The sequence below is a fragment of the Comamonas sp. GW821-FHT11H03 genome, assembly GCF_058807955.1.
The window spans coordinates 1-26,160 of record NZ_JBXARF010000018.1; the positions used below are offsets into that span (position 1 = coordinate 1).

Below are 26,160 nucleotides of genomic sequence, written 5' to 3' on the forward strand. Positions count from 1 at the left end.
GGCGACGACTCCGTCAAGGACAGCTTCACGGTCACCGTCACCGATGCGGCCAACCAGACCAAGTCCGACAACCTGGTCGTGCTCATCACCGACACGGCACCTGAAGCCAAGCCCGACACGGCCTCCGTCACCGAAGACACGACTGTCCCCATCACCGGCAACTTGTTGGGCAACGACACGCTGGGTGCTGATGCCAGCACCGTGGTCATTACCACCGGCGACGCTAAGTACGGCAAGCTCGTGGACAACGGAGACGGAACTTGGTCGTACCAGCTCAACAACAGCCTGCCGGCAGTTCAGGCTCTCAATGACGGCCAAAGCCTGACCGAGACTATCCGCTACACCATCACCGATGCCGATGGCGACACCTCCACGGCAGAGCTGACCATCACCATCAACGGCACCAACGATGTGCCGACGGTGACGAACGATGCCAAGTCGGTCACCGAGGACACAGGCGTCTCCGGTGGCAAGCTCAGCGTCAACGGTGCGGTGACCATCTCTGACGTCGATGCGGGTGAGTCCAGCTTCAACACCAACAGCCTCAAGTTCACTGGCAGCACGCACACGGGCGGCCAATTGGGCGCTGTCACCATGAACGTCGACGGCACCTACACCTACAAGGTCGACAATGCCGCCGTGCAGTTCCTGAAGGCAGGCCAGTCCATTGTTGAGACCTATACGGTGGCCTCCGCCGATGGCACGGCCACCAGCACCATCACCATCACCATCAACGGCACCAACGATGTGCCGACGGTGACGAACGATGCCAAGTCGGTCACCGAGGACACAGACGTCTCCGGTGGAAAGCTCAGCGTCAACGGTGCGGTGACCATCTCTGACGTCGATGCGGGTGAGTCCAGCTTCAACACCAACAGCCTCAAGTTCACTGGCAGCACGCACACGGGCGGCCAACTGGGCGCTGTCACCATGAACGCCGACGGCACCTACACCTACAAGGTCGACAATGCCGCCGTGCAGTTCCTGAAGGCAGGCCAGTCCATTGTTGAGACCTATACTGTGGCCTCCGCCGACGGCACGGCCACCAGCACCATCACCATCACCATCAACGGAGCCAATGACGCCTTCCCTGACATAAACACCACGACCGAGGATCACCCTGTTTCAGGCAATGTGCTGCTCAACGATGAGGGCTATGTCTCGGGTGGATCTCTTGCCGTTGCAAGCTTTGCCGTCAACGGAGTGACCTACAGTGTGGGTGGCAGTTCGGTGAACGTGATGGATGCAGGCAAGGTGGTAGGAACAATCACTGTGGCAGCGAATGGCGGCTATGTCTTTACGCCCAGCAGCGATTGGAGCGGCAAGGTTCCGACCGTGACCTACACCACCAATACAGGAGTCACCAGCACGCTGGACATTAATGTGACTCCAGTTGCGGATACTCCCTTGGTTACTGTGAATGTGGGAGCGGGGGCAACGCCCGTTACGACATCGATCACTGCTGCCAGCGTGAACAGCTCAAATGCGGGCCACACAGTGACGGCGTACAACATTAATGGCTCGAAAGGGACGGTGAGTGTCGTGACCGGAACGGATCACGATGGTTTTGGTGTGGTTGGCGCCGCGTCCGGCGATTCGACTGAAATTGGACGCAGCTCGTCAGGTTCTGAATCTTTGGCTATTCAATTCAATGTACCTGTGACAGCCATCACGGTGCAGTTTGCCTGGTTGGCTTCGGGGGAGTGGGCGCGTTATCAAATGTTTGACGAGGCGAAAAAGCCTGTTGTACTGGGATACAACGCAGACGGCTCTGTCAATGCGGCCAGCGGTCTTTATGGATTCGTCAAGGGCGGCACCGACAAGGTGGATACGCAGTTCAAACTGAGTGTGCCCGCAGGAAGCACGATCAGCCAGATCGTCTTTGACGCACCGCGTGTGGATGACGACTATCTGATCAACAAGGTGACTTATACGACGGCAACGACTTATCCGGTCACGATCACGGCTACTCCTCAGGATGTGGACTATTCCGAGACGGTTACGAAGGTGACTGTTGAAGTACCAAAGGGCGTCACGCTGTCCGCTGGAACCCAGATTGATGCGACTCACTGGTCCTTGCCATTGGTCAGCAACGGCAGTTATTCGGTGAGCATTGATCCCATTACCAAGGCAGTCACCATCACCGGTCTGAATATGACCGTCCCTGAGAATGTGCAAGTCAATGAGATCAAGGTCGTTGCAGTAGTTGCCGACGGCAGCAGCACGGCGGACGGCAGCGCGAGCTTCACCAGCAAGCCGGATGCAGTCGACGATACCAACAGCGCAACGTTGACATCGAAGAGCGTGGCGACTGCGCCGTCGCCGACGACGCTGGCCCATTTCAACAGCGGCGACAACAATGCCTGGAAGTTCGACAACACCGCCGGTACCCGGTTGTACAAGACTGACTCGAATCTCTCGAGCAGCAACTGGCAGTCTGGTGAGAATTCCAAATGGCTGGTCAGTTCCGTCAATAACACGACCTCGACATTGGACGGCATCTCCACCGGCGGTGGCTTGGTGCTGACCGACAATAACGCTCGAGCGAGCGGTGATGCCAAGGCCGTGACGCCGATCTACACCTCGACCGTGGCGGGGACCACGCTGCAGTTCAAGGTAACCAACTTCAGCAATGCGAGCAACCCCAATGATTCTGTGAACTGGACGCTCTACAAGAGCACCGATGGCGGGGTAACCTGGTCTGCTGTTCCCGGGCAAACGAACTCCGGCGTCATCACCGGAACGGGCACCTTCACCACGACGGCGCTCGAAGCGGATGCGACCTATCGCATTCTCTTGACGGTGCATGAGGGCAACAGCAACAGCACGGATGCTGCGGTGACGTTCGATGACTTCACGGCCAACGTTCCCAACCCGGACTCCATCGTCTGGAGCAGCACGGCCGTCACCGGCTCGGTCACGTCCAATGACACACTGGGTACGCTGGGCGAGACATCGACGCTTTCGGTGTTCAACGGTTCAACCTGGGTCAATGCGGCATCGGGCGGTACGACAATCACCGGCAACTACGGCACGCTGCTGATCAAGGCCGACGGCTCCTACACCTACACGCCGACCGAGAGCGCAGCCGGGGCAGGCAAGGTCGAACATTTCGACTACAAGCTGACTCAGGCCGATGGCGATACCGATACGGCAAGCCTGGACATCAGCATCGACGCGACCGGACCGGGCGCCACGACGCTGGCAGCTTCCCGCATGGCCTTGTCGAGTACCGATACCGGCAGCCATGAAGTGCACAGCACCTCGTCCGGCGACTCGCTGCTGGGAACGGCCGAAGACGACTTGTTCATCTGGCACCAGGGCGATGCGGGTACGGCGGCGCGTCCGGTCACCGATGTGGTGAAGAACTTCGGTGCCTCGGGTAACGACGCACTCGATTTGGCCGATCTGCTGCAAGGCGAAGAGTCTTCGAGTGATCTGAGCAAGTTCCTGCACCTTGAGACCCGCACCGAAGCCGATGGCAAGACCATCGATACGGTGATCAAGGTCTCGACGGCCGGCGCACTCGATGCGAATGGTAATGGCTTCAACCAGAAGATCTTGGTCGAGGGCGTGGATCTGGTGGGCACGAGCCATGATCAGAATGCGCTGATCAAGCAGCTGATCGATCAGGGCAAGCTCAAGATCGACCACACCTGATAAGAGGGCTCCGGCAAGGGCCGGCAGAGGGCTTGATAAATCAAATCTTCTGCCGCCTTGCCCGGGCACGATCGTCAGGTCGTTTTCAGAGCTTGCATGATTGGTTACATTTGTGAGCATTGACTCTTGACTGTGTTCTCGTCGAACCATCAAGCTTCATAGCAGTCATCACAATATTCACAGGCGCTTCAAGCAGATTCTGTCTTGGGCGCTTGCTCTTCATGCAACTCGATTGAGCACTTCGCCCAGCCTACTGTTTCCACATTCAGTGGAAAAACCGCAGCGCCTGTCGCGCAGAGGCATGCTTTTGTATGGCTCTGCGCTTGTGGGCGGCTGGGTGCTGCAGCGCGGGTTTGACGCCGCAGCGCTGGATTTCGATGCTGAGCGGCTGCACAGCACCATGCAGTCCCGTTATGGTGGCGCAGGTGTACAGAGGCTGAACCAGTGGCTGGCCATGCTGCAGGCCCAGAAAGACAGGCCGTTGCAGCAGCAGTTGCCGGCCGTCAATACCTTCTGGAATCGCGCCGTGCTGCAATCGGAGGACAGCATGCTCTGGTCCCAGCCCGACTATTGGGCCACGCCGCTGGAGACACTGGGCAAGGGGGCGGGAGACTGCGAGGACTACGTGATCGGCAAGTATTTCTCGCTGCTGCGCCTTGGCGTGGCGGTCGAGAAACTGCGCCTTATCTATGTGCGTGCCCGACTGGGCGGCGCAGGCAGCACGCAGAGCATCGCGCATATGGTGCTGGGCTATTACGAGACCCCTGCAGCCGAGCCGCTGGTGCTGGACAGCCTGCTGGACAACATCATGCCGGCCAGCCAGCGCAAGGACTTGACTCCTGTGTTCAGCTTCAATGCCCAGGGTGTGTATGTCGCGGGTGCACAGCCTGCTTCGGTGGACAGGATCACGCGCTGGCGCGATCTGCTGGCGCGCATGAAGCAGGAAGGTTTTTTGCCATGAATGCCATGTTTCGCGGTGTAGGCAGCGGAGCCCTATTGAATGGTCGACACAGATAAGGCAGCAAGATGTCGTTGTTGAAACAACTTTTGATCAGCGTGACAGTGGCCATCGTGGCCATCTTGATTGGTACCCTGGCGTTCAGCATAGGTGCCGCGCGCCAGTATCTGGATGGGCAGTTGCAGTCCGAGAGCGAGAATGCTGCTTCGTCGCTGGCTTTGTCACTGTCGCAGCCGGCCAATCAGGACCCGGTCACCCAGGAGCTGCTGATGATGGCCTTGTTCGATGGCGGACAGTTCAAGCTGATTCGCCTGGCCTCGCCCCAGGGCGAAACCTTGTTCGAGCGCCGGCGCGACAAAGACATTACCGATAGTTCGGCCCCTGCTGCCAAGCTCAAAGACAGTGGTGCTCCGCCATGGTTTGTTGAGATGCTGCCGCTTCGCTCGCCAAAGGCGGAGCGAGTGATCAGCGATGGCTGGAAGCAGGTTGGGCAATTGACGCTGGTTGTGGACAACAGCTATGCGAGCCAGGCACTGTGGGGCAGCAGCGTGCGCTTGGCAGGTGTGGTGGTGCTGGCCGGGTTGGCCTGGGCTTTCTTTGTAGTCTTGCTGTTCAGATGGTTTCGCAAGGTCTTGCAGCAGGAAATCTCGGCACAGGTTCAGGCGATTGGACGTCAGGCCGGCAGTGAGGGCCCGGCGAGGCCCGCCAGGGCCGCAGTGGCCGAGCTGGTGCCCGTACTCAGCGCCATTGCAGACACCCGAGAACGGGTTCAGGCTACGGCGCAGGAGCAGATGGAGCGTATCGAATCACTGGAGCTGGAGGTCAATCGTGATCCTGTTACTCAGCTGCCGAATCGCAAGTACTTTGTCAATGAGTTGCGCCGCGCGCTGAGCGGAGCTGATGGCGCTGCGGCACATGGCCATGTGATGCTGTTCAGGCAGCGTGATCTGCTGGCCTTGAATGCGCAGATGTCGCGCGCCAGTGCCGATGCCTGGCTGGCAGCGATGGGCGAGCAGGTCAATCAGGTGTTGAAGAGTCATGCAGAGTGCAAGGCCCAGCTGGCCCGCCTCAATGGCTCGGACTTTGTGGTGCTCATGCCGGCCCTGGCGGGACCTCAGGCCATGTCTCTGGTGCAGCAGATCCGGCAGGTGCTGCTGTCCATGCGTGTGACCCTGAGCAGTGGTCAGTGGTGCCGCTGGAGCTTTGCCTTGACCGATTACTCGGCATCGAGCTCGGTGACCGGTGTGCTTGCACGGCTGGACTACGGTTTGATGCGCGCCGAGAGTTCGGGCCAGGCCGAGGTGGAATATGTGGCCTACGGGGATGACGAGGTGGTCTCCGATCTGGCCGGAGAGACCTTGTGGCGTCAGATGCTGATTGCGGCACTGGAAGCGCAGGATGCACTTTCCCTGTCCGTTCAGCCGCTGCAATTCAAGGGGCGCACCGGGGTGCAGGAGCGTGGCGAAGCGTCGCTCTCGCTGCGCACTGCTTCCGGCGAGACCTTGATGGGGTCGCTGTTCCTGCCGGTGGCCGTGCGTCTGGGCTTGTCGGCAGAGTTTGATTTGCGAGCAGTGGCTCTCGGTGCTGGGTGCCTTGAACAGAACGACTGCGAGCTGGTCATTCGAATCTCCTTGCCCTCGCTGGCCCAGCCCGACTTCCTGGGCCGCCTGCGTGAAGAGCTGAGTGCGCCGAAGTGGGGACATCGCCTGTCCTTGCTCTGTCTGGAACTCGATGCCCATGGACTGACGGCCTACCCCGATGAGGTGGCCGAGTTCTGCCGGGCCATGGCATTGGCCGGTGTCGGCGTCGGACTGCGTCGTCTGGATCAGCAACCCATGGGCCTGACCAAGCTCCACACCTTGCCGCTGCGCTATGTGAAGCTGGGCAGCGAGTTCTCGGAGCAGGCTGCTCAAAGCCCGGGTGCCCTGCATCTGCTGCAAGCCATTGTGGAGACCGCGACAGGGCTGGGGATTCAGGTGATCGTGAACGATTCCGTCAATGCGGAAACCGCACAGCTGCTGCACAAGCACAATGCGTTAACGTCGGCTGCCTGAAACGGCGGCTCGTCCAAGAAAGGAAAAAGGGGCGCACAAGGCGCCCCTTTTCATGGGTCAGCTGCTCTTAATGAGGCGCGCTCTCATCGGCAATCTGCACGCGCCTGGCATAGCGCTGTGCCAGCACGGCGCAGACCATGAGCTGGATCTGGTGGAACAGCATCAGCGGCAGCACGATGGCGCCCACGGATGCGGCGGGAAAGAGCACATTGGCCATGGGAATGCCGCTGACCATGCTTTTCTTGGAGCCGCAGAAGACCAGCGTAATCTCATCTTCCTTGCTGAAGCCCAGGCGACGTGCGCTCCAGGTGGTGATCAAGAGCACGGCTGCCAGCAAAATGCAGCACAGCACGATCAAGCCCAGCAGTGAGGGAATCGGAGTCTGCTTCCACAGGCCGCTGATGACCGCAGCGCTGAAGGCCGCGTAGACCACAAACAGGATGGAGCCCTGGTCCACCAGCTTGATGATGGAGGCGCGACGCTGCAGGAAGCCGCCGATCACGGGGCGCATCAGATGGCCGATGACAAAGGGCAACAGCAGCGTCATGGCAATCTTGCCAATGGCATGCAATGCATCGCCGCCTTCCGCATTCTTGTGCAGGATCAGACTCACCAGAATCGGCGTGACCAGGATGCCCAGCAAGGTGGAGGCCGATGCGCTGCACACGGCGGCAGGCACATTGCCGCGCGCCATGGAGGTGAAGGCAATCGCCGATTGCACCGTGGCGGGCAGGGTGCAAAGAAACAGTACGCCGATATACATCTCGGTGGTGACCAGGGGCGAGAGCACCGGGCGCAGTGCTAGCCCCAGCAAGGGGAACAGCACAAAGGTGGCGATGAAGATCCAGATATGCAGGCGCCAGTGACCTATGCCTGCCAGGATGGCCTGGCGCGAGAGTTTGGCGCCATGCAGAAAGAACAGCAGGCTGACGATGCCTGTGGTGACAAGCTCCACATATTTGGCCAACTGGCCGGATGCAGGCACAAAGCTGGCGAGGACGACGGTGGCGATCAGTGCCAGCGTGAAGTTATCGGGGACAAAGCGGGGGCGAGACATATTCTTGAACTGAAGCCATCCATGCAAGGCACCGGGCCGGTGCGCGATGGCTGCGTATTGGACACGCAATCCATTTAAAAGAGAAATGGATTTATTCGATAGACCTATAATATTTTGATATGAATATCAGCCTGCGCCAGCTGCGTGCCTTTGTGGCAGTGGCTCAAAGCAGCAGCTTCAGCCGCGCTGCCGATGTCCTGGCATTGACCCAGCCTGCCGTCAGCCGCAATGTGACGGACCTGGAGCAGGCCATGGGTTTGCTTTTGCTGCATCGAACCACGCGTGAGGTGGAACTGACCGAGGCAGGCCGTCTGCTGCTGGGCAATCTCTCTCGCGTGCTCGAGGATCTCGATGCCTGCCTGCTTGAAGTGCAAGGCCTGGCGACGCAGCGCAAGGGCCGCGTGAAGGTTGCCAGCAGTCCCACGCTTTCCGCCAACCTGCTGCCGCAGTGCATTGCACGTGGCAGACAGCAGTCGCCGGGCGTCAATATCCAGCTGCTCGATCGCATTCAAAGCGATGTGCTGCTCAGCGTGCGCAGCGGGGAGGTAGATTTCGGAGTGGTGATCGACCCATCCGAGAAACAGGATCTGCATGCACAGACCATCCTGACCGAGCCTTTTTGTCTGGTCTGCCTTTCCTCGCATGGCCTGGCGCGCAAGAAAGAGGTGCACTGGGCCCAGCTGGCGGGCGAATCCCTGGTGCTGCTCGATCATGCATCAGGCAGCCGCCGCCTGATCGATGCGGCGCTGCAGGCGCATGGCGCGGCTGCATCGGTGGTGCAGGAGGTGGGGCATACGGCCACCATCTACAGCATGGTGCAGCAAGGTCTGGGTCTGAGCGTGGTGCCGCGTCTCGCCATTCCCTCGGCCTGGGCGGCTCGCACTGCAACGACTGCGGCAGCTGGCAGTGCCGCCTTGGTCAGCCGTCCCCTGGTGCCCAAGGTGCAGCGCAGCATCATGCTGGTCAAGCGCCAGCAGCGTGAGCTATCTCCTGTCGCGCATCTGGTCTGGGATCTGATTGCAGAGGAGGCGGTCGGTCTGCTGGGCGAATAGAGGGTCAGGGCCTGAGCACGATGCGTGAATCGATCACCAGCCCTTGCGGTTGCGGCGCGACATATACCGGCTGGGGCGGGGCTACGTAAACCGGTTGTGGCGCATAGTAGGCCTCAGGACGGTTTCTGCACTTGCGCTTTTCCTTGTACTCGCCATTGCTCTTCCACTTGCGCTGCACTTTGCAGTGGCCGTCCCAGTACTCCTCCTTGTGCTCGCGCTTGTGGTGATGGTGGTGATGGCGGTCATGTGCCTGGCTGCTCAGTGGCGTGGCAATCAGCACCACAGGCAGGCAGATGGAAACAAGAGCAAGGATTTTCTTCATTGTGGGTGGGGCAGTCCATGACCCGAGCCATGGACGCATCGGTTTCAAACGCTGCGAGCATAAGCGCAATGCACCGAAGAGACTGTATCAATTCATGAGCAAGATTTGTCCTGTGGCTGTGCGCTGGAGGGGAATGAGGTGCAGGTTCTTATAAAAAAGAGAGCAGCTTGTGCTTGAAGAATAAGGAACTTGAAATGATTTCTATCTGAAATTAAGTAAATTCAAGTGAAGTAAGCTACTAAAAAAATAGCTTTTCAATGGATGGCTGCTTTGATCTGGACCGTGGTAGATGCAGCCCTTGAATGCCATGGCTTCAAGGCTCGGACATTGATCTCGCAAACCGGCGCAGGAATTGGCTGCGTTTCGTAAGACCGCTTCGGGCTGGGCCGGATCGCAGATTTCCTCTCAAGGCATGTCTGCGTCCGAAGAGGCTTCGACAGCCGGATTGCAAGCCTGGGCCGTGGCGGCTGCTTTCTGGGCAGACGCTTCCGGATGGTGTTGCCTTGGTCGCTGTAGCTGGCTTCAGATTCAGCCTCGTCTGCTGCTTTGTCCCATGTCATTTCACGAGATGGTGGAGAATTCGTACCGACCCTGTCCAATCTGAGCAGGGAAGCTGCAGGCAATGCAAAAGTGCCGTTCTTGCCAGGTTGACGATGAGAGGAATGTTCAGGTGTGGTGTCGAAAGAACAAGAGGGAGAGCGGCGTCACCAGTCGTGATGGCGTGTGCAAAGTTCTGGCTGCCAAGCGCGATGCGCAGCTGGCGACCAGTCTGTTGCTGGTAATCTGGGTCTCTGTACTGGTGGCTACCAGCTGGCAAATCGGGTCGGCGCATCAGCGCACCCTGAGCGAGATTGATACCAACAACCGCAATCTTGCACAGACGCTGAACACCTATGCCGAGGGCGTCTTCACCCAGAGTTCCATGCTGCTGCTCGGCATGCTTGAGCGCCTGGAGGTGGAGGGCGCCACGCCTGAGCATCTGATCCGCATGCAGCAACTGGTCGGTCGCCAGGAACATCTGTTTTCCCAGCTCAATGAACTGCTCGTCATCGATGCGAGCGGTAAATGGCTCATGTCATCGAGAGGGGGATTTTTCGACGGGGCGAACAGTGCTGACCGTCGCTTTTTTTCATATCACCGCGATAACCCGTCGCACGAGATCTTCATCGGTGCACCCATACGCAGTCGTTCTACGGGTGAATGGGTGCTGACCATCAGCCGGCGATTTGAGAGCAAAGAGGGCGACTTTGCCGGGGTCATCGTTGTCGTGCTGGGGATAGAGAACTTTCTGCACTTGTTCGGCAAGATCGATGTCGGTGAGCAAGGGTCTATTGGACTGGCAACCACCAGCGGACAGTTGCTGGTGCGCTATCCATTTCGTGAGCAGGATCTTGGGCGCGACTTCTCTCGTTCCCCCAACTTTCTGCGCTACCACTCAAACCTGAAATCCGGCACGGCGTCCTTTGAGTCCGGCATAGATGGAACGGAAAGGCTATATGCCTTCAGGAGCAATGATCGTTATCCCATTTTCACGGTGGTGGCCCGGGGGCGGTATGAGGCACTGCAAGCCTGGCGAAGCCAGGCGCTGCTGACGGCAGGTGTGGTGCTAGGTCTGCTGGCAGTTGTCACACTGATAGGCTGGCGCCTGATTCAGGTCATCCGGCAGCGTGCGCAGGCAGAGACATCCCTGATGGCAGTGCGTGAGAAGTTACTGGATGCCAACCTCGAACTGGAGCGGCTGGCCACCCAGGATTCGTTGACAGGGCTGGCGAACCGGCGTCGCTTCGACGAGGTACTGCAACTGGAGGTCCGCCGTGCCGCACGCGAGGGGACGGTGCTCTCGCTTTTGCTCATCGATCTGGATCATTTCAAGGGCTTCAATGACCGCTATGGTCATGTCGCCGGCGACGAATGCCTGAAAGCGGTGTCGCGGCAGTTGGAGCTGTCGGCCAAGCGCTCAGGGGATCTGGCCGCACGTTACGGCGGGGAGGAACTTGCCATCATTCTGCCCAATACCGCGCTGGAGGGGGCCCTGCGGGTTGCCGAGGAGTTGCTGAAGTGCATACGAGGACTCGGCATTACCCATGAGTCCAGCCAATTCGGCCATGTCACTGTGAGCATAGGAGCTGCAAGCATGCAGGGCAGGCATGAACTGGCGAGTCCGCTGTATCTGGTTGAAGCGGCCGATCAAGCCCTGTATCGGGCCAAGGCGGCTGGGCGCAATCGTGCCGAGTGCTGAGCTGTCGGAGCTGGTCTCTCGGATCCTTTGACGACCTCAAGCAATCTGAGGGCGCGAGCCGTCATTTCGAATCCGTAGTCTTGCCAAAGGGGAACCTTGCTTGGAGGTGTCTGTCAAGCCATGGCCAGGAGATCCGGCATGTCCGCAACCACGCAGGACGCAGCAAAAGCACCGAAGCCGGCTAGCGAATTTCTGCGAATTTCTGGCGTGTTCCGTCTTCGGCAAAGCCTGCCGGATGGCATCTCCAAGAGGCTCTTGTGCTCGGACTGGGCGGCAATGACCGTTGCTGATCTACCGGATGTCCACTGGAGCAGCCAATCCCTGAAACGCAATGCTTCGAGCAAGACCCGCCAATGGGAAGTACCGCGCTTGCCAATGTCGGTGAACTCATTCAGCAAGCAAGTGCTGCGCGCTCGCAAGAACCTCACGGAGGCAAAGCATATCGTGCGATGGGGTGAGTGGCGCTTGAGCACTGGTGCCCGCGAAGGCAGGTTGGCCTATCGCATGACTCACGACACGGCCTCATACAGATGCATTGTTGATGCTGGCTCTGAAGGCTATGAGCTGCATCGACGCCAGTGCTATGTGCTGGAAGGTCGAAGATCCACAAGGAAGTTCAACGCTTGCAGCTAGGGGCAGGAGCTGGGATGAGGCCGGCGATAGCAACGCCACCCATGACTGGTGGCGGACTTTGTACATGCCTGATGCCAGGCTGGTCAGGCTAGATGTGGGAATCTCAAGCAGATGGCGTGAGAGTGCTCCAGCGATCCATGTCGACACGCGCTGAAAGCAGCGCGAGCATCGAAGAGCGAGAGCTGACCGCTGCGATCTGGATCGGGAGCAGGCAGGGCTTGCAATTGAGCTGCAGGCTGGGTGCTTGCGCGGTCCCGTGATCCTGCAACTGGCTAAGCCCCATGTCAGGGCTGGTGGCCGTCGTAGCGCACCATGTCAACCGCTGAAGTTTAGTGACGGCGCTGCTGCGGCGCAGGGTTGCTGTTGTTGGAACGCTCGATGTGACGGAAGGTCAGGCGACCCTTGTTCAGATCATAGGGAGACATCTCCAGCGTTACCTTGTCGCCTGCCAGCACGCGAATACGGTGCTTGCGCATCTTGCCGCCGGAATAGGCAATCAGCTGGTGGCCGTTGTCCAGCGTCACACGAAAGCGGGCGTCCGGCAAAACCTCGTCCACTCTGCCTTGCATTTCAATCAATTCTTCTTTGGCCAAAATATTTCCTTTCTACAAAGAGGTCAGTTCAATTGGTTGTCCAGCACCATGCTGCGCCCCTCGGCGAGGGCATATTTGCTGGCCATATCTGGGGTGTCGAACTGGCGGATAAACCTGAAAATCCGGTCATAGGTTCCGCGTCGGATGGAAACCGCTGCAGCAATCTTGCCGGAGTGAGTCATTTGGGTGAGGGCAGTCACAATGTAGTTGCCGACACGCTCTGTGATTTGTTCTGTGCGCATATCGAGTCAACGGGCGGCAAAAACCCCGAGCAGGGCGTGCCGACCAATGAAAAATGAAGGAATCCAGCTCTGATGAGCCAGGATCAAATAAGCCAGCCGCTTGCGGGTGGCTTATGCTTCTTGCCATGGAGTGCTTTGGCTATATGGATCCAAGCGTGGGCAACGTGAGAACTGCCTGAGAGATGCTGCGCAGGGCAAGTGCCACGCAGCGACCCTTAAATTATACAGCATTGTTCTTTTATGAGCAAATTGTGATGAGGCCGAGGCTCAGCAAAAGAAAAAGCCCCAGGCCCTTGCGAGCCTGGGGCTTTTATCCTGGTGCCGCAGAGATGAATCGAACGCTTGAGCGGCGCTGTGCATTGGATGAGTAAGAGTGAATTAAATCAACATGTTATGAGGATTGAAAAATTGGTGTAGTGCGATGAATGTGAAGAACTTGCGGCCTGTGATCGGGCACGCATCGGGGCACCAACGCTCAGGCCCGGCAGCGGCTGCTGGCGTTGGTTGTACAGAAGCTGACCGCATCCAGCAGCGTGACGCTCTTGATCTGCAGGCTTTCGGTCAGCACAAAGCTCACTCGGATATCCTAGGTCATTGCCCAGGTCATCGCCAGCTTGGTGGGTAGCTTGTCGTGCTCGATGTGCTGGCGCACTTCATCAATATCCAGCGGGCGGCGGGCGTCGCGCACGATGGCCTTGGACTCGTCAGCGGCCTTCAACTCTGTTTCGCGGTCTGCGGTGAAGCCGGCGGCGGCTCCTGTGTCATCAGCCAATGCACCATGGCAGCCTGTGGGCTGCCGGGTATCCAGCAGAGCCAGGGAAAAGCCTGGCAGACCTTCGACAAGCAGTGTGACAACCTCGTCGGCGCGGCCCTGGGCGCTGGTATCGAGCACCAGGGTGCGGGCTTGCGGATCGATCCAGACCCACATGCTGCCCCGCTTGGTGAATGCCATGGGCCGCAGATCCAGCTTGGCCTCGTACTTGAGGTTGCGCTTTTACTTCTTGCCCGGCTTGCGGCCTTCGGTCTTTTCGATGTGCTCGGCCTTATCGTTGACCTTGCGATTGCGCACGCTGGCGGGCGGCACCTTGGCCTTTGTCATGAGGCGCATCACCCGCCCGCTTAGGGACTTTCATCGTGGTACTGGTCAACACTTCTGCGGCCCGTGCACGCTGATGCTCATTGAAGGGACTTGCGGATGACCGTAGTTGCAGCGGGTAATAAGCGGTGCAGGTCTTCCATGCAATCAGTGGGATCAACGAGTACACGAAGAGTCGAAGCAAGGTACCCCCGCAGTTTGGATTTTCAGGAATGTTAGCTTATGTAACTGCCTTAATCATTCCTAAATAATCACATGAACAAAACCCGCAGAGTGCGGGCTTGGTTGTTTTGTTGATGCGCATCAAGATTGCAGGGTACGAGCAACCACACAATTGTTCACCGATACCAAGTTCGGCCATCGGAATCGCTGTTTGCGGTCATGTCATGAGAATCAAAGCCATTGCCTTCCTGCTGACGTCTATCGCTTTCAGCGCCCTGTGCGGAAAAGCAATTGCACACGACCAAAACCCAATTGCCGGGGAGGTAAGGAGGGCTGCTTCTGAGTCGCTGCAGATCTATCAAAAGAGCGGCGTATCCGGTTTGATAAGTGCAGTTTCTGATTGCTGGAAGTTGTCGCGCGACTTTTGTCTCTATCTGGACGCTGCATCGCATCGTCTTGCCTTAGGTGCAACGCATTCGGGGACTCAATTGAGCGAGTACTTCTACGATGAATCCGTCTCCAAGCGAGGACAGGCTTGGCTCGTGTCTAACGGCCATGGGCGAGCGGCTAATGAACAGTACTTGCAAGCTATCGATCAAATAATGGTGCGTGCGTTGGTTATGCAGAGAGAAAAAATGCCCGACGGCAAGCCTTGATATTTGTCAGTGCCTTTCTTTCAGGCACTGCACCGTTTTTTCGCCCAGCCATTCGGCCTGCATACCCGGGCAGGCGAACTCGTCGCGCAGGCTTTGGGTGATGGCCTGAGGTTCATCGGCTTGGGCGTCATGCGCGGACAACCAGGCCAGCAAAAGCAGGGCGCCGATGATTACTGGCAGGGAGTCAACAATCGTCTTCAGCATGAGGATTTGCTATTCAAAAATCGCGAGCAGCTATCAAAGCTGAATGCTCGGAGGGGGCAGGCTTCGGGCGTGAGGGCCATGACCACGGCCGCGCCGACCAGGCAGAAGAGGCCGAAGCCTCTGAGGGCCCATTGCGCCGCGATCAGCGGCTTTGTCGTGTGGGCGGTAGAGGAAGTCGAAGGCATGGAGTCTCCTGTGGGCAAAGAAAAAGCCCGCGAGCAGTTGCTGCGGGCTTGAAGAAAGAACCGGTGACCTTTCAGGTCATGCCTGGGGAAGAGGGTCAGAAAGGGAGGGAGGAGTTAACCCCAGGCCCGGCGTAAGAGGTAGCTGGCGTCAAATTTTGCATGATGCTTTCAGGACGATCAATAGGTGCGCGGCTTACACAAAACGGGGTAGCTTCAGGGGGCTCATGACGCTGTGGCAGCGTGACTGCGCAGTTCCTGTTTGCACCTCGAACTGCCGGCGCCAAAAGAAAAGCCCACAAGCAGTTGCTGCGGGCGCGAATAAAAAGCCGGTGACCTATTTGGTCATGCCTGGGCAAGTTGAGGAAGTGAAAGGAGTCTGTGATCCCAGGCCCGGCAAAACAGGTTCGTGACGCAAATTTTGCCCAAAGAGAGTCACGGAATCAATATCTGCGCGGCTCACAAACGAGCTCTACGTCATCTGGCGTGACCACTGTCGCTCACGACGCGGAAGCCGCGCTGCGCTCCCAATTGCAGCCAGCCCAGCTCCATTCCGGAGTTGCCGTACCTGCTCGAGTGGTCACCCCGGATGGCTCAGACTTCGGTGAAAAAAAGCCACCCTGTGGAGGGTGGCTCAAGGAGGCGTCACTCACATCCGAGTTACTGCGCTCATTCAAAGACATGAATCAGGTTGAATGCTTTCACAAATGGCAGAGAATTTCATTATTTTCTATTGAATGATGCAAATAAATACAAATTTTCTATTTCTGGTGATCCCACTGTGTCTCCCTGCTCGGGACAAAAAAGCCACCTTGTAGGTGGCTTCACGAAATACCAGCTACGTCCAAGTAGTGGCGCTCAAATAGTCTTGATGCGATAGCGCTTGTTTGCTCACTCGTTTACGTGGGTATCAGCTCCGGAAAGGCCTGGGCATGTTTTAGCAGTTGCCTTTCTTGGCTTGGCCTGGAGGGCAGAAATTCCCCCCGCCTCTAGGACCATCGACTACAACAGCTCCACTAGGGGTGTAGACAGCACATCCGCTCAGCAGAGTGCTGACAATCGCCAGAATTCCTAAAACTTGCTTCATCGCAGATCCTCCTTGTTTGATTTATTTGGCTTACGACCATGCCATCCGGATTGGTGATCCGGGATGGACATGGTCTTCCCGCTTCATTAAGGTGCGAGCACTAGATCCTTGGTGGTCACACTGTTGGCGGTTGTCAGCGTCACGGCCGGCGCGGTCTGACTTGTGTAGCCGGAGGCGCTACCCAGGATGTTGTACTTGCCAGCGGCAGCTGTGTCCGCAGTGAACACCAACGGCCCGCTTGCGACGTAAGCAGCCTTGTTGGGAGCCAGCAGCGGCAGGTTCAGACTGTAGTTTGCATTGGCAGGATCAACCAAAGTCCATGCAACATCGAGCCTTTGTCCTGCGCTGAGCAGTTGCTGGGCATTCACGTCAGCATCTGTCAAAGCAGTATTGGATGCGTTTATCACCTTGCCCGAAACAGTCGCTGAAGCGGATGCCGGCATCGGAATAGGGGCCGTCGATGCGTTCAGCGTAGTGGTCCCTGCGCTAATTGAGACAGGCACGCCAGTTACAGCGGCTGTGGTCAGATTCTGACCTGCGACCACGACTGTATAGTTGGTGTTCTCAGGCAGGTAGGCCAGCACAAACTTGCCGGTGGTTGCGTCGGGAACGGTAGCGCGCAGGTTGTTTTCCGGGTCACGTGTGGACACCATGATGCTGGAGGCCAGGGCAGGATCTACGTAGCCGACAATTGCCGTCGTCAGTCGCTTGATGACGGTCACAGCGGGCTTGAGGTTGTAGTTGCCCGAATTCCCGGCCTTGACAATGGACTTGCAAGCGTCGAAGTCCAGAACCATGTCCGCGACCTGGCCGCCGGTGACATTGAAGTTGGCCTTCAGCTTGACGCCGCTTTGCTGACCGCTGGGAGTGGTCAGCGCAATCTCGTTGGTCGAACCCGACAGCACCAGGGCATTGGCCAATGGGTTGGTGGATGTCGGGTTGGACGGGTTGTCGGCCAGCACCAGGCGAACTTGCTGGTAATTGCCGGCCGGCAGCGGCAGCGAGCCCAGCTCCTGCAGCACGCCATTGGTGAGACTTAGCAGGTCGATGCGTTGGGCTGGAATAGTAAGCTCACTCCATCCGGTATCACTGGCGCCTGCCGTGGCGCTTTGATGTACGCGGATCTTGGTGACTGTGACATAGACATGGTCATAGCCGCAGGCCGGGGCGTCTGTCATGGCCAGCTTGAGCGTGCCTTGCTCAGGCGGGTTGTCTCCGCCACCACCGCCGCCACATGCAGCCAATCCTGCAGCAATCAAACTCAGACCGGTCCAGCACAGGGCCTTGGCAGGCCGAAATCCACGCAACTCAGACATACGATACCTTTTTGAAAATAAAGACAGCGCAATGCTAGAAGTGCCCTTGGGCTCAGTGTCACTAAACGTTGAAGTAATCAATCACGCGGGCCTCTGAGCCGTGTAAATCAGGCTCTACCTTCGGTAACAAAGCCATTGAAACGTTGCCTCGCAGCTGACAGGTAAGGGTCAAGCGAGAACGGTCTGGCGATCTCAAGAACCGGTGTTTCGCTCCTGCAGAAGTAAGCGGATCAGAAGATCCCTTCGCTGCAAGCCTGTAAAAAGGACCGCTCAGTGCAGGCATGGATCAATCGATGAATCCTAGTTCGCGCAGGGCTTCCGTTTCCTGGGTGTACTCAGCATCCTCGATCAGGAGCGCGCCATCGGGCCCATACACATTGCGTTGGGGCGCACCCATGGGTTGCTCAATACGCTCGACACGATAGCCGTGCCGCTCCCATATTTCAGTGGTGTTGATGCGTGTCATTGGTTCACTCTACTCAAACCAAAGCCATGCGTGCAAGGCTTTGGTTTGCGCCCAGGTTTCACGCAGGGGCTGGCGCAGCTTGCGCAGGCTAGGAAAAGCCCGAGAGCAGTTGCTGCGGGCTTGAATAAAGAGCCGGTGATCTTTCGGGTCTGCCTGGGGAATGTGTCAGAGAGGGAGGGGGAGATATACCCCAGGCCCGGCTGGAAACTAGAATGGGTCATCAGACTGGAGGTGCTTCATGACCCAGGAGGAATCTGGCGCATTCGCTGCGCTGTCGATGATCTTGAAGGCAGTCGTCAAGGCGCTACCACCCGAGACTGCGCATCAGGTGGCGAGAGAGTTGCGCGCTGCACAGCTGGATGCCAAGCATCAGGACGGACCTGATAGAACGGACCCCGAATTCAGGCTTGGCCGCGATCACTTGGTGAATGCGTATCGCGAGCTTCTCAATAGCGTGGCCGAGGGCAATGTGGACCTTGTCGGTGTTGGGTAGAAGTAAATGTGATTTGCCATCTGGAGTGACCACTGTCGCTCACGACGAGGATGCGCCGAGTTCCCAATTGACGCCAGCTCAGGCCCATTCCTGAGCTGCTGCACCTGCTCGAGCAGTCACGCCAGATGGCCCCCGCTACTTTCCTGGGGTGGTCATGATGGTCACCTGTGGCCGGTGCGGTTACCCTCTTGCAGTATTCCGCCAATCCCTTGCAGGCCTGGTTTGTAAGAGCCGGGGAGCGGCCCCCCGCACCATCAAGAAAAGAGCGGATCACCCGGCTTGCGGTTTGTCGGTGGCGGCATCTCGGATTGCCAAACTCCACGGCCGGTTGCAGTTTTTCAGCGTCGCGCTCTTTCTGGATGGCCCCGCTATAGCCCTGCGGGATAGGGCACATGCATGCCACATGCTGGCTAAACGCTCACATTTCAACTCTCCGGACGCAAAAAAACCACCTCATGGGTGGCTGGTGAAAGAAACTGTATTTCTCGGGGCGTTGCTCGCTGTTTAGCTGTTACTGCTTTCGCTGCCGCTGCTGTTCATCCCTGTTCTGCTTTTGGGGAACAAGGGGGTGTCCTTGTTGCTCCGGAACTGCGACCCCGTCCGTGAAAAAGAACATCAGCTTCAAGGTATCCCAAAAAGATGGTGTTGAAATGGGGATAGGGTTACCTGACAAATAGACCTCCGGTCTAAGGTGGCTGGTCAAGATTGACTGCCTTGTCCCACGGTACTCTTTTTAATGACCTTAAACGGTGCCCTTGAAAAATAGACGCTAGCCATGTCGGCGCAGCTGTGGTCGCGATCAGTCGATGAAGCCAAGGTCGCGCAGTGCTTCAGTCTCTTGGGTGTACTCGGCATCCTCAATCAGCAGAGTGCCGTCAGGGCCATAGATATTGCGCTGTGGCGAGCCCATGACCTGCTCAATGCGTTCGACTCTGTAGCCGTGTCGCTCCCAAATTTCGGTGGTGTTTATGCGTGTCATGGATTCACTTTACCCAAACCGAAGCCCCGCAAGCAATGCTCTGGTTTGCGCCCTGATTTCGCTCACCTTTTCCTCTCTTCTGGCCTGTTTTCGTTTGCATGCAGGCAGTGGCTTTCTCGGCGACTCCTGGCGCCGGCACCACTGGCATTGCAGTGGGCAAAGAGAAGGCCATCGAGAGCGAACCCTACCGCCGGCTAGTCGCGCAGTTGCCATGTGTTGGCCCCCAACGACTGGTAGACGCCATTTGAGTCGCGTGAGTACGCGCAAACGGCTTTGGGGCTGTGCGGCAACGCCTACTGCTTCATTGAGTGCGACGGCCACGGCAACCCCACCGTACTGATCCCTCTCCACCCAGGTGATGTTCAGGTATTCAAGGGGTCCGACCTCAAGCCGTATTACTCGATTGACGGCAAGGAGCCTGTGCCGGCGCGCTGGAGCGTCCCAAGGAAGCCGCGGCCATCAAGGAGCAAAGCGCCATGGATGCGCTGACCAATAACTGGCAGGCCAAGTTCGGTGGAGCATATTGCGCTGGATGTGGACAGCCCCGGCGGCTCGGCCACCAGCATGACCGAGCTGGCAGAAGAGATCTTTGCTGCCTGCTCCATCAAACCCATCACGGCCATCGCCAACTTCTCTTGCTACTCAGCGGCCTACGGCCTAGCCAGCACGACCAACGAGATCGTGCTCAGCAACTCCTCGGGTGTGGTTTCCATCGGCGTCATCGCGCGCCATGTGGACATGAGCAAGCGCTACGAAGAGCAGGGCATCAAAGTCACCACCATCTTTGCCGGCGCCCGCGAGGTGGACTTGGCCAGTGATGCACCGCTGAGTACGGAGGCCGCGCAGTGGCTGAACGAACTGGTGCAGCAGAACTATGCGAAGTTCACAGAGCTGATGGCGCGTAATCGTGGGCTGAGCGCGGCCGCAGTGCGCGGTACCGAGGCTGGGGTGCACTTTGGTGCCAAGGGCATCGAGCTGGGCCTTGCTGATCGTATCGAACCGCCGCAAGCGGCCATCAATCGCATCGCTGGCAGTGTTTCGGCTGGGCGAATGCCGCAGCCGGTGCGTAGCTTCAGTGCGGGCTGCGGCTATGAATTTGCATAATCAGGCCTAACTGCCTTCACGTTGGGCTGGCTGGCTTTTTTCCTTGGCTTGGCTACGATGGTCAATGGCACTCACATCATTGACATGACTGGAGGCATTTTGATCACGACCATCACCACCTTTAATCTTCCCAAAGCCATCACTTTGGCTGAGGCCCGCGAGATTTTTAAAAGCACCGCGCCGAAATATCAGGATGTTTCGGGCCTGCTGCGCAAGCAGTACGTGTTGAGCGAAGACGGCAAGACTGCCGGTGGTGTTTATCTCTGGAAGACCCGCGCAGATGCTGAGGCCATGTATACCGAGGGGTGGCGTGAGTTTGTGCGGGGCAAGTACCAGACCGAGCCAAGCGTGACCTACTTTGAGACGCCCGTGGTGGTGGATAACGTCGTCGGCGAGATACAGGTCAAATGAAGCCATTCCTAGTTTGATACTACGATCCTCCCCAAATAAATATGGGGAGGAGAAATGGCGAAGTGGATAGCGGCATTTTTTGTGCTGTTTCTTTTCGGCTGTGCATCGCAGCAAAGTGCTGACTATTCGGGTCTATCGGATATGGCTTGTACGCCTCTTGGGGCGCATGTCACAAGCAATGACGAAAGTGTTCCTGCGACGTTTATTTGTCCAACCGGTGGGGACCGCGCAAACTACGCGGCTAAGATGTTCAGTCCCACAGTGAGATGGTGCGGATGAAGTCTAAAGCGGCTTGGATCTTTTTCCCATGCCTCGCAAATCGCCCGGAATGGTGTCTTCCACCTGAGCGTCTTCAAGTGCTTGCCGAAGTTGTAGCTTTGAACAAATGCCTGGACATGCTTCCGTAGCTGCTTCAGGCCCTCGTACTCATACGCCTTGATCGTGGATTTCTTGATGGTCCGGTTCATGCGCTCGACCATGCCGTTGGTCCAGGGGTGATACGGCTTGGTGTGCTCTTTTTTTTGATGCCATTGAACTGGCAGATGCGCTCGAAGATGTGACCGATGCAGTGCCTGTGACGCCGCCTCTGAAGCTTTCTTGTCCCGTAAAGGCCATGCCGTTGTCCGTCACAACGGTAGGTATGCGGTACGGGAAGGCCACAAGCACCTGCCGAAGGAACTGCGCTGCGTTGGCTTTCGTGACCCTGTCAAAGAACGCAACGTGCGTGAATTTTGTGACGCGGTCGATAGCGACAAACATGTGCTGTTGGCCGCTGGAGATCTTCATTTCGGCGCTGTCGATGGGCACGAAACCCAGTGTCGTTTCTTCAAACTTTCCGTGCCTTCGCGGCACCTGCATTGCTGGTTGTCGACTGATTCCGTGACGCTGCAGGCAACGATGAAAGGCGCTGCGACTGAGCTTGGGTCCGTCTCCATGAGCTGCCCCATGAGATTGTCCAGCGACAGATGCCCTTGCTTGCGCAATGCAATCGCCAGGTGTTCTTGCTCTTGGAAAAGATGCTGGCTTGCTCTGTCCCGATGACCCATGGGCTCATCGAGCACCGAGGTGCGCGCACGCCACTTGGCCGCGGTCTTGGGGTTGATGCCGTAGAGCTTGGTCAAGGACCGATGGGAGCCGGTCGCTAGCTGGAGTTCTGCGCGGATACGCGGCGTTGTGCGGGCGCTGCCATGCAGGCGGATTGCCATAGTGCTTTCTCCTGTTCTGAGTTGAAGAATGCACCATGACTTCCTGGGACCGTGCATCTAAGGAGGCACTAGGGGCGCTGATTGCGTCGAAGCCAGGTCGCACCCGCTGGGACGCCTGCAGGTACAAAACTATGTACCGCCGAATGCATAGGGGATGCATGAGCCTAAAAAGAAAAAGCTCGCTATCTTTTGGATAGCGGGCTTTTTCTTGCTGACTTGGTGCCGGAGAGATGAATCGAACACCCGACCTTCTCATTACGAATGATGAGTATAGGGTGCTCTGAAGTGTTGAAAATTGTAGGTAAAATCAATGAAAATCAACAACATATGGGATTGTTGTAATTTCATTGCTGTTGATTTGTACATGGCAGTATTTCACGAATTTGCCTACAGATTGCCTACAGATTTTGACCATGACAAAGCAAGCAAACCGGGTGCGTCTTACGGCAGGGCGAGTCGCTGCGTTCAGCTGTCCTGCGGACAAGTCCCAAGCGTTTCTATGGGATACGGATACGCCAGTGCTGGCGCTGCGGGTGACCCCTACAGGTCGAAAAACGTATATTTTTGAAGCCCGTCTGAATGGGGCGACCCTTCGCATCAGCATTGGTACGGCTGCCGAATGGAGCTTGGACGCTGCGCGTACAAAAGCTCAAGGGCTAAAAATTGCCGTAGATAGCGGCATTGACCCCAGAGAGGTTGAACGACAAGAGCAGGTGGTGAAAGCAGCTGCGAAGGCCGAGGCGGTTGCCAGCGCTGTCACCGTGCAAGAACTCTGGCCGGTATATCTTGAGACAGGTAGGCCCAAGCGAAAAGATGCATGGAAGCCGCGCTACCGCGCAGACTTGGAAAAGATGGCGCTACCAGGCGGAGAGAAAAAGAAACGGGGAGCAGGCCTTACTCGTCCTGGCCCGCTGCATCCTTTGATGGCTTTGCCGCTTGCCTCTGTTGATGAGGATGTTCTGAAGATATGGTTTGACCGGGAAGCTTTGGCCGGGGCTCATCAAGCTGCAAGAGCATTGATGATGTTTCGAGGCTTTTTGCGGTGGTGCAGCGCACGTCCAGAGTATCGACGTCTGACGGACCGTGATGCAGGGCGCGCGCCTGCAATCTTGGATAGTCTTCCTCCCAACACTCGTCGGGTGGACAAATTGATGCATGAGCAGATAGCCGGATGGTGGGCAGGCGTAGAGAGACTGTCTAACCGTGTCCACTCTGCATACCTGCGCGCTTTGCTTTTAACGGGTGCCCGTCGGGAGGAAATGGCGACCTTGGAATGGCGAAATATCAATTGGCAATGGAAAACGCTGACCATCGCCGACAAGGCCGAACTAACCAGGACGATACCCCTGACGCCTTACATGGCCGAAATGCTGGATTCGCTTCCTCGTGCGGGCAAATTTGTTTTCCATAGCACAGGGAAGGATGGGCATATCTCTGATGCCCGAGGCAGCATGGCAAAAGTGCTGCTTGAGTGCGGTGTGTCTCATCTGACCTTTCATGGCCTGCGACGAACATTTACCCAGGTTGCGCGGCGCATTGTTCCTGCTGGTGTGCCCGCTCAGATTTCCGGGCACAAGCAAAGCGCTGTTGCGGAGGGCTATTTCATTCTCACCTTGGATGAGCTGAGGCCATTCGCAAACCAAATCGAGTCCCAGTTCTTGGAGCTGGCTGGGGTCGATTTTGCGCCAAAGCCTGACATGGAACGACCACGGCTGTCTGTGGCCTGAGCAGCGTACTTCTATCCCCTATACGAATTAAATTTGTGAATATCGTTGTCAAGATTCAAGGCAGAGAAGCCATTCCAATTCGCTCTATTCCGTTGCTCACTGACTGGGAGGTGCTGAGTCCAGATGTTTGCGCGAAAGCCTTTGCGGGCGATGAGATATCTGCACAGCACTTTGAAAATATGCCCACCTACCAATTGGATGAGAACGGCTCCTACGCGGGCATCTCCTCCCGTTGGTGGGCTAATTGGGTCGTGCGTGAGCTGGACGCATGTGCAGAACGAACGCAGGCGGATGGTATCAGCGATGAAGTCGGCTATGCGCTGTGGCGTTCGGAATCTATAGAGCTGCTGCCAGCAGGCACATTCGTTTGGCGAGATGAGTTTGAGGCCGCTTACCAAGCGGAATATGGTCCAGAAAGTATGCGCGTGATATGCAGCAAAGAGGCCTACGAAGCGGATACGTACGACTTGAATTTCAACCCTGTGCATGGTCCTCGGGATGATTGGCAAGCCATTGTTATGGAGGGCTTTGAAGCGATATTTGCAGAGCGCGATGGCGGAGAACATCTGCCGAGAGAGACAAAAAAGCGGCAAGCGGCTAGTGGGCGAAGTGAGGTTGGCGGTAGCTTGGATGCAGGGAGTTGGCCTTCTACGCATGCGGGTGCAAGTGTTAAAAGGTGGACAGAACCGTTCATTGCGGAGGTTACTGCTTTTCGAGAAAAGCACGGGCTCAAGAAAACGGCAGAGCATTACAAGGTTTCTCAAGCCACGATTAGCCGACATGTTCCTGGTAAGAGAAAGCGTCCACAGGTTACGAGTCCCTTTGGCTGGGGAAAGAATTAGCGTGAATTGCGTCGGGGCCAAAGCCTGTAAATTGTGAGCGACCTGCAGACCGCACGGGGTGCGGTTCACTGCTGGAGTAGTATTTAAGTGGCTGATATTAAAGAGTTTTTTATGATGTACGGGGGTGCGACTTTGACCGCAACGGGGGGTGCGGGCTAAGACTTCGAAGCCATTGCAACAAGCCTGAGTGCTTATATATGGCCAAAAATACAGTTCAACTCACCCCGCTGAATCAAGAAACGCGGACAGCGCTTCCAACCTCTGAAGCCGCGCGGCATTTGAATCGTGCGCAGCAGACCTTGCGTTTGTGGGCTTGCTACGAAAGCGGGCCGATTCGGCCCATTCGTGTGAATGGACGTCTGGCATGGTCAACGGCTGAAATTCGTCGGCTGTTGGGGGTGCAATGATGCAGCGCGCCATTCTTGAAATTGAACACCCCCAGGCTGATGCGAGCGGGAGGCAACTGGTCGCCATAGGTGGCTTCCCACGTAACGTCGAATCCGTTTGTGCCGAAGTCCTTGTTCGGCTTTTGGAAGGGGAAGAACTAACGGCCTTGGATACTTGGCATGGGTGTTCGACGATGCGGCTTGCTGCTCATCGCCACTATCTTGCCGCCAAGTATGGGTGGCCGATTGTTTCTGAAGCCAGGGAGGTTTTCTGTGTCGACGGGCGAATGGCGACGATTGCTTGCTATCGACTCCCGCAGGATGTGATCTTTCAGGCATTTATGGCTGGCGCTGGCAGTTGGGTCCTGAAGGTCCGTAGAGCTCGTGTTGAACTGCGGAGGAAAAAGAACCGAATCAAACCTGTGCATTCTGTTTTTCATCGCCAGGCGATTGCTCGCGGCATTCAGGGTGACTTGTTTCAAGGAGTGTGTGGTGGCGAATGGGCGCAATAAGACTCGAAAGGGTGATGCGTCGCGAATGCCGGGTAGGTTTATTGCATTGCCTTTGTCAATGCTGGACTCCGCAGCATTCATGGGGCTCGCACACCCCGCCAAAGCTCTCCTGATTGAAATAGCTCGTCAGTACATGGGCAATAACAATGGGCGCTTGCTTGCAGGCCTTGGTCATATGCGCAAACGTGGCTGGACGTCTTCCGATGTGCTGTATCGTGCTTTGCGGCAGCTGATTGACGCTGGCTTGATATACCAAACAGTCCAAGGCCAGCGGCCTAACAGAGCGAGTTGGTACGCCGTTACATGGTTGAGTCTGGATGCCAGCGCTCAGTACGATGCAGGTGCTGCAGAGGGCTTCAAGCGCGGAAAGTTTGCGCATGCAGAAAATACCGCGCTTAGTCCGGGAGGCGGACAAGGGAAGCCAGCGATAGAGGGTACAAGGAGGTGAGATAGCCCCCTGAATCTCCGGACACAGTCCATCGCTTATCTTCGAGATTGGCATAGGACTGTACGTATGACTAG

The 26,160-nt window shown here is 57.2% G+C and carries 22 protein-coding genes and 2 pseudogenes; 13 read left to right on the top strand and 11 right to left on the bottom strand.

Going from position 1 to position 26,160, the window contains the following annotated elements:
- The 3 genes from AC1RTQ_RS23840 to AC1RTQ_RS23850 all read left to right on the top strand — a co-directional run.
- Positions 1 to 3,660, top strand: a 3,660-nt coding sequence (locus AC1RTQ_RS23840; protein WP_492879416.1) for a beta strand repeat-containing protein, incomplete at its 5' end; no start/stop codon positions are given.
- 301 nt (positions 3,661 to 3,961) lie between these two features.
- Complete coding sequence (locus AC1RTQ_RS23845) at positions 3,962 to 4,621, top strand: transglutaminase-like cysteine peptidase (RefSeq protein ID WP_492879418.1); 660 nt, start codon at positions 3,962 to 3,964, stop codon at positions 4,619 to 4,621.
- A 65-nt stretch (positions 4,622 to 4,686) separates the two neighbouring features.
- The gene (locus AC1RTQ_RS23850) at positions 4,687 to 6,672 is read left to right on the top strand and encodes a bifunctional diguanylate cyclase/phosphodiesterase (protein WP_492879420.1); all 1,986 of its coding nucleotides are present in this window, start codon (positions 4,687 to 4,689) and stop codon (positions 6,670 to 6,672) included.
- Positions 6,673 to 6,739: 67 nt separating this feature from the next.
- Here the strand turns inward: AC1RTQ_RS23850 and AC1RTQ_RS23855 are convergent, their stop codons facing one another.
- The gene (locus tag AC1RTQ_RS23855) at positions 6,740 to 7,729 is read right to left on the bottom strand and encodes a bile acid:sodium symporter family protein (protein ID WP_302090043.1); all 990 of its coding nucleotides are present in this window, start codon (positions 7,727 to 7,729) and stop codon (positions 6,740 to 6,742) included.
- Between the two features lie 119 nt (positions 7,730 to 7,848).
- On the opposite strand from AC1RTQ_RS23855, the gene AC1RTQ_RS23860 reads away from it, so the two are divergent.
- Complete coding sequence (locus AC1RTQ_RS23860) at positions 7,849 to 8,781, top strand: LysR family transcriptional regulator (RefSeq protein ID WP_492879423.1); 933 nt, start codon at positions 7,849 to 7,851, stop codon at positions 8,779 to 8,781.
- A gap of 4 nt (positions 8,782 to 8,785) precedes the next feature.
- Here AC1RTQ_RS23860 and AC1RTQ_RS23865 read toward each other — a convergent pair whose 3' ends face one another.
- On the bottom strand, positions 8,786 to 9,103 hold the full coding sequence (locus AC1RTQ_RS23865; protein ID WP_302090045.1) for a hypothetical protein: 318 nt from the start codon (positions 9,101 to 9,103) through the stop codon (positions 8,786 to 8,788).
- 670 nt (positions 9,104 to 9,773) lie between these two features.
- On the opposite strand from AC1RTQ_RS23865, the gene AC1RTQ_RS23870 reads away from it, so the two are divergent.
- Positions 9,774 to 11,342 carry a sensor domain-containing diguanylate cyclase gene (locus tag AC1RTQ_RS23870; protein WP_492879450.1) on the top strand — a complete coding sequence of 523 codons (1,569 nt, stop codon included), beginning with the start codon at positions 9,774 to 9,776 and terminating at the stop codon, positions 11,340 to 11,342.
- A 138-nt stretch (positions 11,343 to 11,480) separates the two neighbouring features.
- Positions 11,481 to 11,975 carry a hypothetical protein gene (locus AC1RTQ_RS23875; RefSeq protein ID WP_492879425.1) on the top strand — a complete coding sequence of 165 codons (495 nt, stop codon included), beginning with the start codon at positions 11,481 to 11,483 and terminating at the stop codon, positions 11,973 to 11,975.
- Positions 11,976 to 12,304: 329 nt separating this feature from the next.
- Here the strand turns inward: AC1RTQ_RS23875 and infA are convergent, their stop codons facing one another.
- The 3 genes and pseudogenes from infA to rdgC all read right to left on the bottom strand — a co-directional run.
- A complete protein-coding gene (gene infA, locus AC1RTQ_RS23880) occupies positions 12,305 to 12,568 on the bottom strand; it encodes a translation initiation factor IF-1 (RefSeq protein WP_003061434.1) in 264 nt (87 codons plus the stop codon).
- A 23-nt stretch (positions 12,569 to 12,591) separates the two neighbouring features.
- A complete protein-coding gene (locus AC1RTQ_RS23885) occupies positions 12,592 to 12,810 on the bottom strand; it encodes a hypothetical protein (protein ID WP_302090049.1) in 219 nt (72 codons plus the stop codon).
- A 586-nt stretch (positions 12,811 to 13,396) separates the two neighbouring features.
- A pseudogene (rdgC, locus tag AC1RTQ_RS23890) lies at positions 13,397 to 13,792 on the bottom strand (recombination-associated protein RdgC); the annotation flags it as partial.
- A 395-nt stretch (positions 13,793 to 14,187) separates the two neighbouring features.
- Here rdgC and AC1RTQ_RS23895 point away from each other — a divergent pair.
- Positions 14,188 to 14,724 (top strand): hypothetical protein, encoded by a 537-nt coding sequence (locus tag AC1RTQ_RS23895; RefSeq protein ID WP_492879428.1) that lies wholly within the window; start codon positions 14,188 to 14,190, stop codon positions 14,722 to 14,724.
- Between the two features lie 6 nt (positions 14,725 to 14,730).
- Here AC1RTQ_RS23895 and AC1RTQ_RS23900 read toward each other — a convergent pair whose 3' ends face one another.
- The 4 genes from AC1RTQ_RS23900 to AC1RTQ_RS23915 form a co-directional block, all read right to left on the bottom strand.
- A complete protein-coding gene (locus AC1RTQ_RS23900; protein ID WP_492879430.1) occupies positions 14,731 to 14,928 on the bottom strand; it encodes a hypothetical protein in 198 nt (65 codons plus the stop codon).
- A complete protein-coding gene (locus tag AC1RTQ_RS23905; protein ID WP_492879432.1) occupies positions 14,922 to 15,113 on the bottom strand; it encodes a hypothetical protein in 192 nt (63 codons plus the stop codon). The genes AC1RTQ_RS23900 and AC1RTQ_RS23905 overlap by 7 nt, the downstream gene beginning before the upstream one ends.
- A gap of 1,170 nt (positions 15,114 to 16,283) precedes the next feature.
- Positions 16,284 to 17,513, bottom strand: a complete 1,230-nt coding sequence (locus AC1RTQ_RS23910; RefSeq protein WP_492879452.1) for a DUF4382 domain-containing protein — start codon at positions 17,511 to 17,513, stop codon at positions 16,284 to 16,286.
- Positions 17,514 to 17,799: 286 nt separating this feature from the next.
- A complete protein-coding gene (locus AC1RTQ_RS23915; RefSeq protein ID WP_492879434.1) occupies positions 17,800 to 17,979 on the bottom strand; it encodes a hypothetical protein in 180 nt (59 codons plus the stop codon).
- Between the two features lie 238 nt (positions 17,980 to 18,217).
- Here AC1RTQ_RS23915 and AC1RTQ_RS23920 point away from each other — a divergent pair, with 238 nt between their 5' ends.
- A complete protein-coding gene (locus AC1RTQ_RS23920) occupies positions 18,218 to 18,472 on the top strand; it encodes a hypothetical protein (RefSeq protein ID WP_492879436.1) in 255 nt (84 codons plus the stop codon).
- Between the two features lie 799 nt (positions 18,473 to 19,271).
- Here the strand turns inward: AC1RTQ_RS23920 and AC1RTQ_RS23925 are convergent.
- Entirely contained in the window at positions 19,272 to 19,451 is a 180-nt protein-coding gene (locus AC1RTQ_RS23925; RefSeq protein ID WP_492879438.1) for a hypothetical protein, read from the bottom strand.
- Positions 19,452 to 19,964: 513 nt separating this feature from the next.
- On the opposite strand from AC1RTQ_RS23925, the gene AC1RTQ_RS23930 reads away from it, so the two are divergent.
- Entirely contained in the window at positions 19,965 to 20,555 is a 591-nt protein-coding gene (locus AC1RTQ_RS23930; RefSeq protein WP_492879440.1) for a S49 family peptidase, read from the top strand.
- A gap of 99 nt (positions 20,556 to 20,654) precedes the next feature.
- Entirely contained in the window at positions 20,655 to 20,966 is a 312-nt protein-coding gene (locus tag AC1RTQ_RS23935; RefSeq protein ID WP_492879442.1) for a YdhR family protein, read from the top strand.
- A 233-nt stretch (positions 20,967 to 21,199) separates the two neighbouring features.
- On the opposite strand, the pseudogene AC1RTQ_RS23940 reads toward AC1RTQ_RS23935, so the two are convergent.
- Positions 21,200 to 22,171: pseudogene (locus AC1RTQ_RS23940) on the bottom strand (integrase core domain-containing protein).
- A gap of 413 nt (positions 22,172 to 22,584) precedes the next feature.
- Between AC1RTQ_RS23940 and AC1RTQ_RS23945 the strand changes: the two are divergent.
- From AC1RTQ_RS23945 to AC1RTQ_RS23955, 3 genes are all read left to right on the top strand, one after another.
- Positions 22,585 to 23,898, top strand: a complete 1,314-nt coding sequence (locus tag AC1RTQ_RS23945; protein ID WP_492879444.1) for a tyrosine-type recombinase/integrase — start codon at positions 22,585 to 22,587, stop codon at positions 23,896 to 23,898.
- 35 nt (positions 23,899 to 23,933) lie between these two features.
- Positions 23,934 to 24,740: a hypothetical protein gene (locus AC1RTQ_RS23950; protein ID WP_492879446.1), complete on the top strand. Its 807-nt coding sequence runs from the start codon at positions 23,934 to 23,936 to the stop codon at positions 24,738 to 24,740.
- A 403-nt stretch (positions 24,741 to 25,143) separates the two neighbouring features.
- Positions 25,144 to 25,638, top strand: a complete 495-nt coding sequence (locus tag AC1RTQ_RS23955; protein WP_492879448.1) for a hypothetical protein — start codon at positions 25,144 to 25,146, stop codon at positions 25,636 to 25,638.
- Positions 25,639 to 26,160: the final 522 nt, after the last annotated feature.

What these genes read in the sequence shown, in the direction of transcription:
- AC1RTQ_RS23845 (WP_492879418.1), top strand. Translation starts at nt 3,962, where the DNA reads ATGCTTTTGTATGGCTCTGCGCTTGTGGGCGGCTGGGTGCTGCAGCGC.
- AC1RTQ_RS23850 (WP_492879420.1), top strand. Translation starts at nt 4,687, where the DNA reads ATGTCGTTGTTGAAACAACTTTTGATCAGCGTGACAGTGGCCATCGTG.
- AC1RTQ_RS23855 (WP_302090043.1), bottom strand. Translation starts at nt 7,729, where the DNA reads ATGTCTCGCCCCCGCTTTGTCCCCGATAACTTCACGCTGGCACTGATC.
- AC1RTQ_RS23860 (WP_492879423.1), top strand. Translation starts at nt 7,849, where the DNA reads ATGAATATCAGCCTGCGCCAGCTGCGTGCCTTTGTGGCAGTGGCTCAA.
- AC1RTQ_RS23865 (WP_302090045.1), bottom strand. Translation starts at nt 9,103, where the DNA reads ATGAAGAAAATCCTTGCTCTTGTTTCCATCTGCCTGCCTGTGGTGCTG.
- AC1RTQ_RS23875 (WP_492879425.1), top strand. Translation starts at nt 11,481, where the DNA reads ATGTCCGCAACCACGCAGGACGCAGCAAAAGCACCGAAGCCGGCTAGC.
- AC1RTQ_RS23885 (WP_302090049.1), bottom strand. Translation starts at nt 12,810, where the DNA reads ATGCGCACAGAACAAATCACAGAGCGTGTCGGCAACTACATTGTGACT.
- AC1RTQ_RS23900 (WP_492879430.1), bottom strand. Translation starts at nt 14,928, where the DNA reads ATGCTGAAGACGATTGTTGACTCCCTGCCAGTAATCATCGGCGCCCTG.
- AC1RTQ_RS23905 (WP_492879432.1), bottom strand. Translation starts at nt 15,113, where the DNA reads ATGCCTTCGACTTCCTCTACCGCCCACACGACAAAGCCGCTGATCGCG.
- AC1RTQ_RS23910 (WP_492879452.1), bottom strand. Translation starts at nt 17,513, where the DNA reads ATGTCTGAGTTGCGTGGATTTCGGCCTGCCAAGGCCCTGTGCTGGACC.
- AC1RTQ_RS23915 (WP_492879434.1), bottom strand. Translation starts at nt 17,979, where the DNA reads ATGACACGCATCAACACCACTGAAATATGGGAGCGGCACGGCTATCGT.
- AC1RTQ_RS23920 (WP_492879436.1), top strand. Translation starts at nt 18,218, where the DNA reads ATGACCCAGGAGGAATCTGGCGCATTCGCTGCGCTGTCGATGATCTTG.
- AC1RTQ_RS23925 (WP_492879438.1), bottom strand. Translation starts at nt 19,451, where the DNA reads ATGACACGCATAAACACCACCGAAATTTGGGAGCGACACGGCTACAGA.
- AC1RTQ_RS23945 (WP_492879444.1), top strand. Translation starts at nt 22,585, where the DNA reads ATGACAAAGCAAGCAAACCGGGTGCGTCTTACGGCAGGGCGAGTCGCT.
- AC1RTQ_RS23955 (WP_492879448.1), top strand. Translation starts at nt 25,144, where the DNA reads ATGATGCAGCGCGCCATTCTTGAAATTGAACACCCCCAGGCTGATGCG.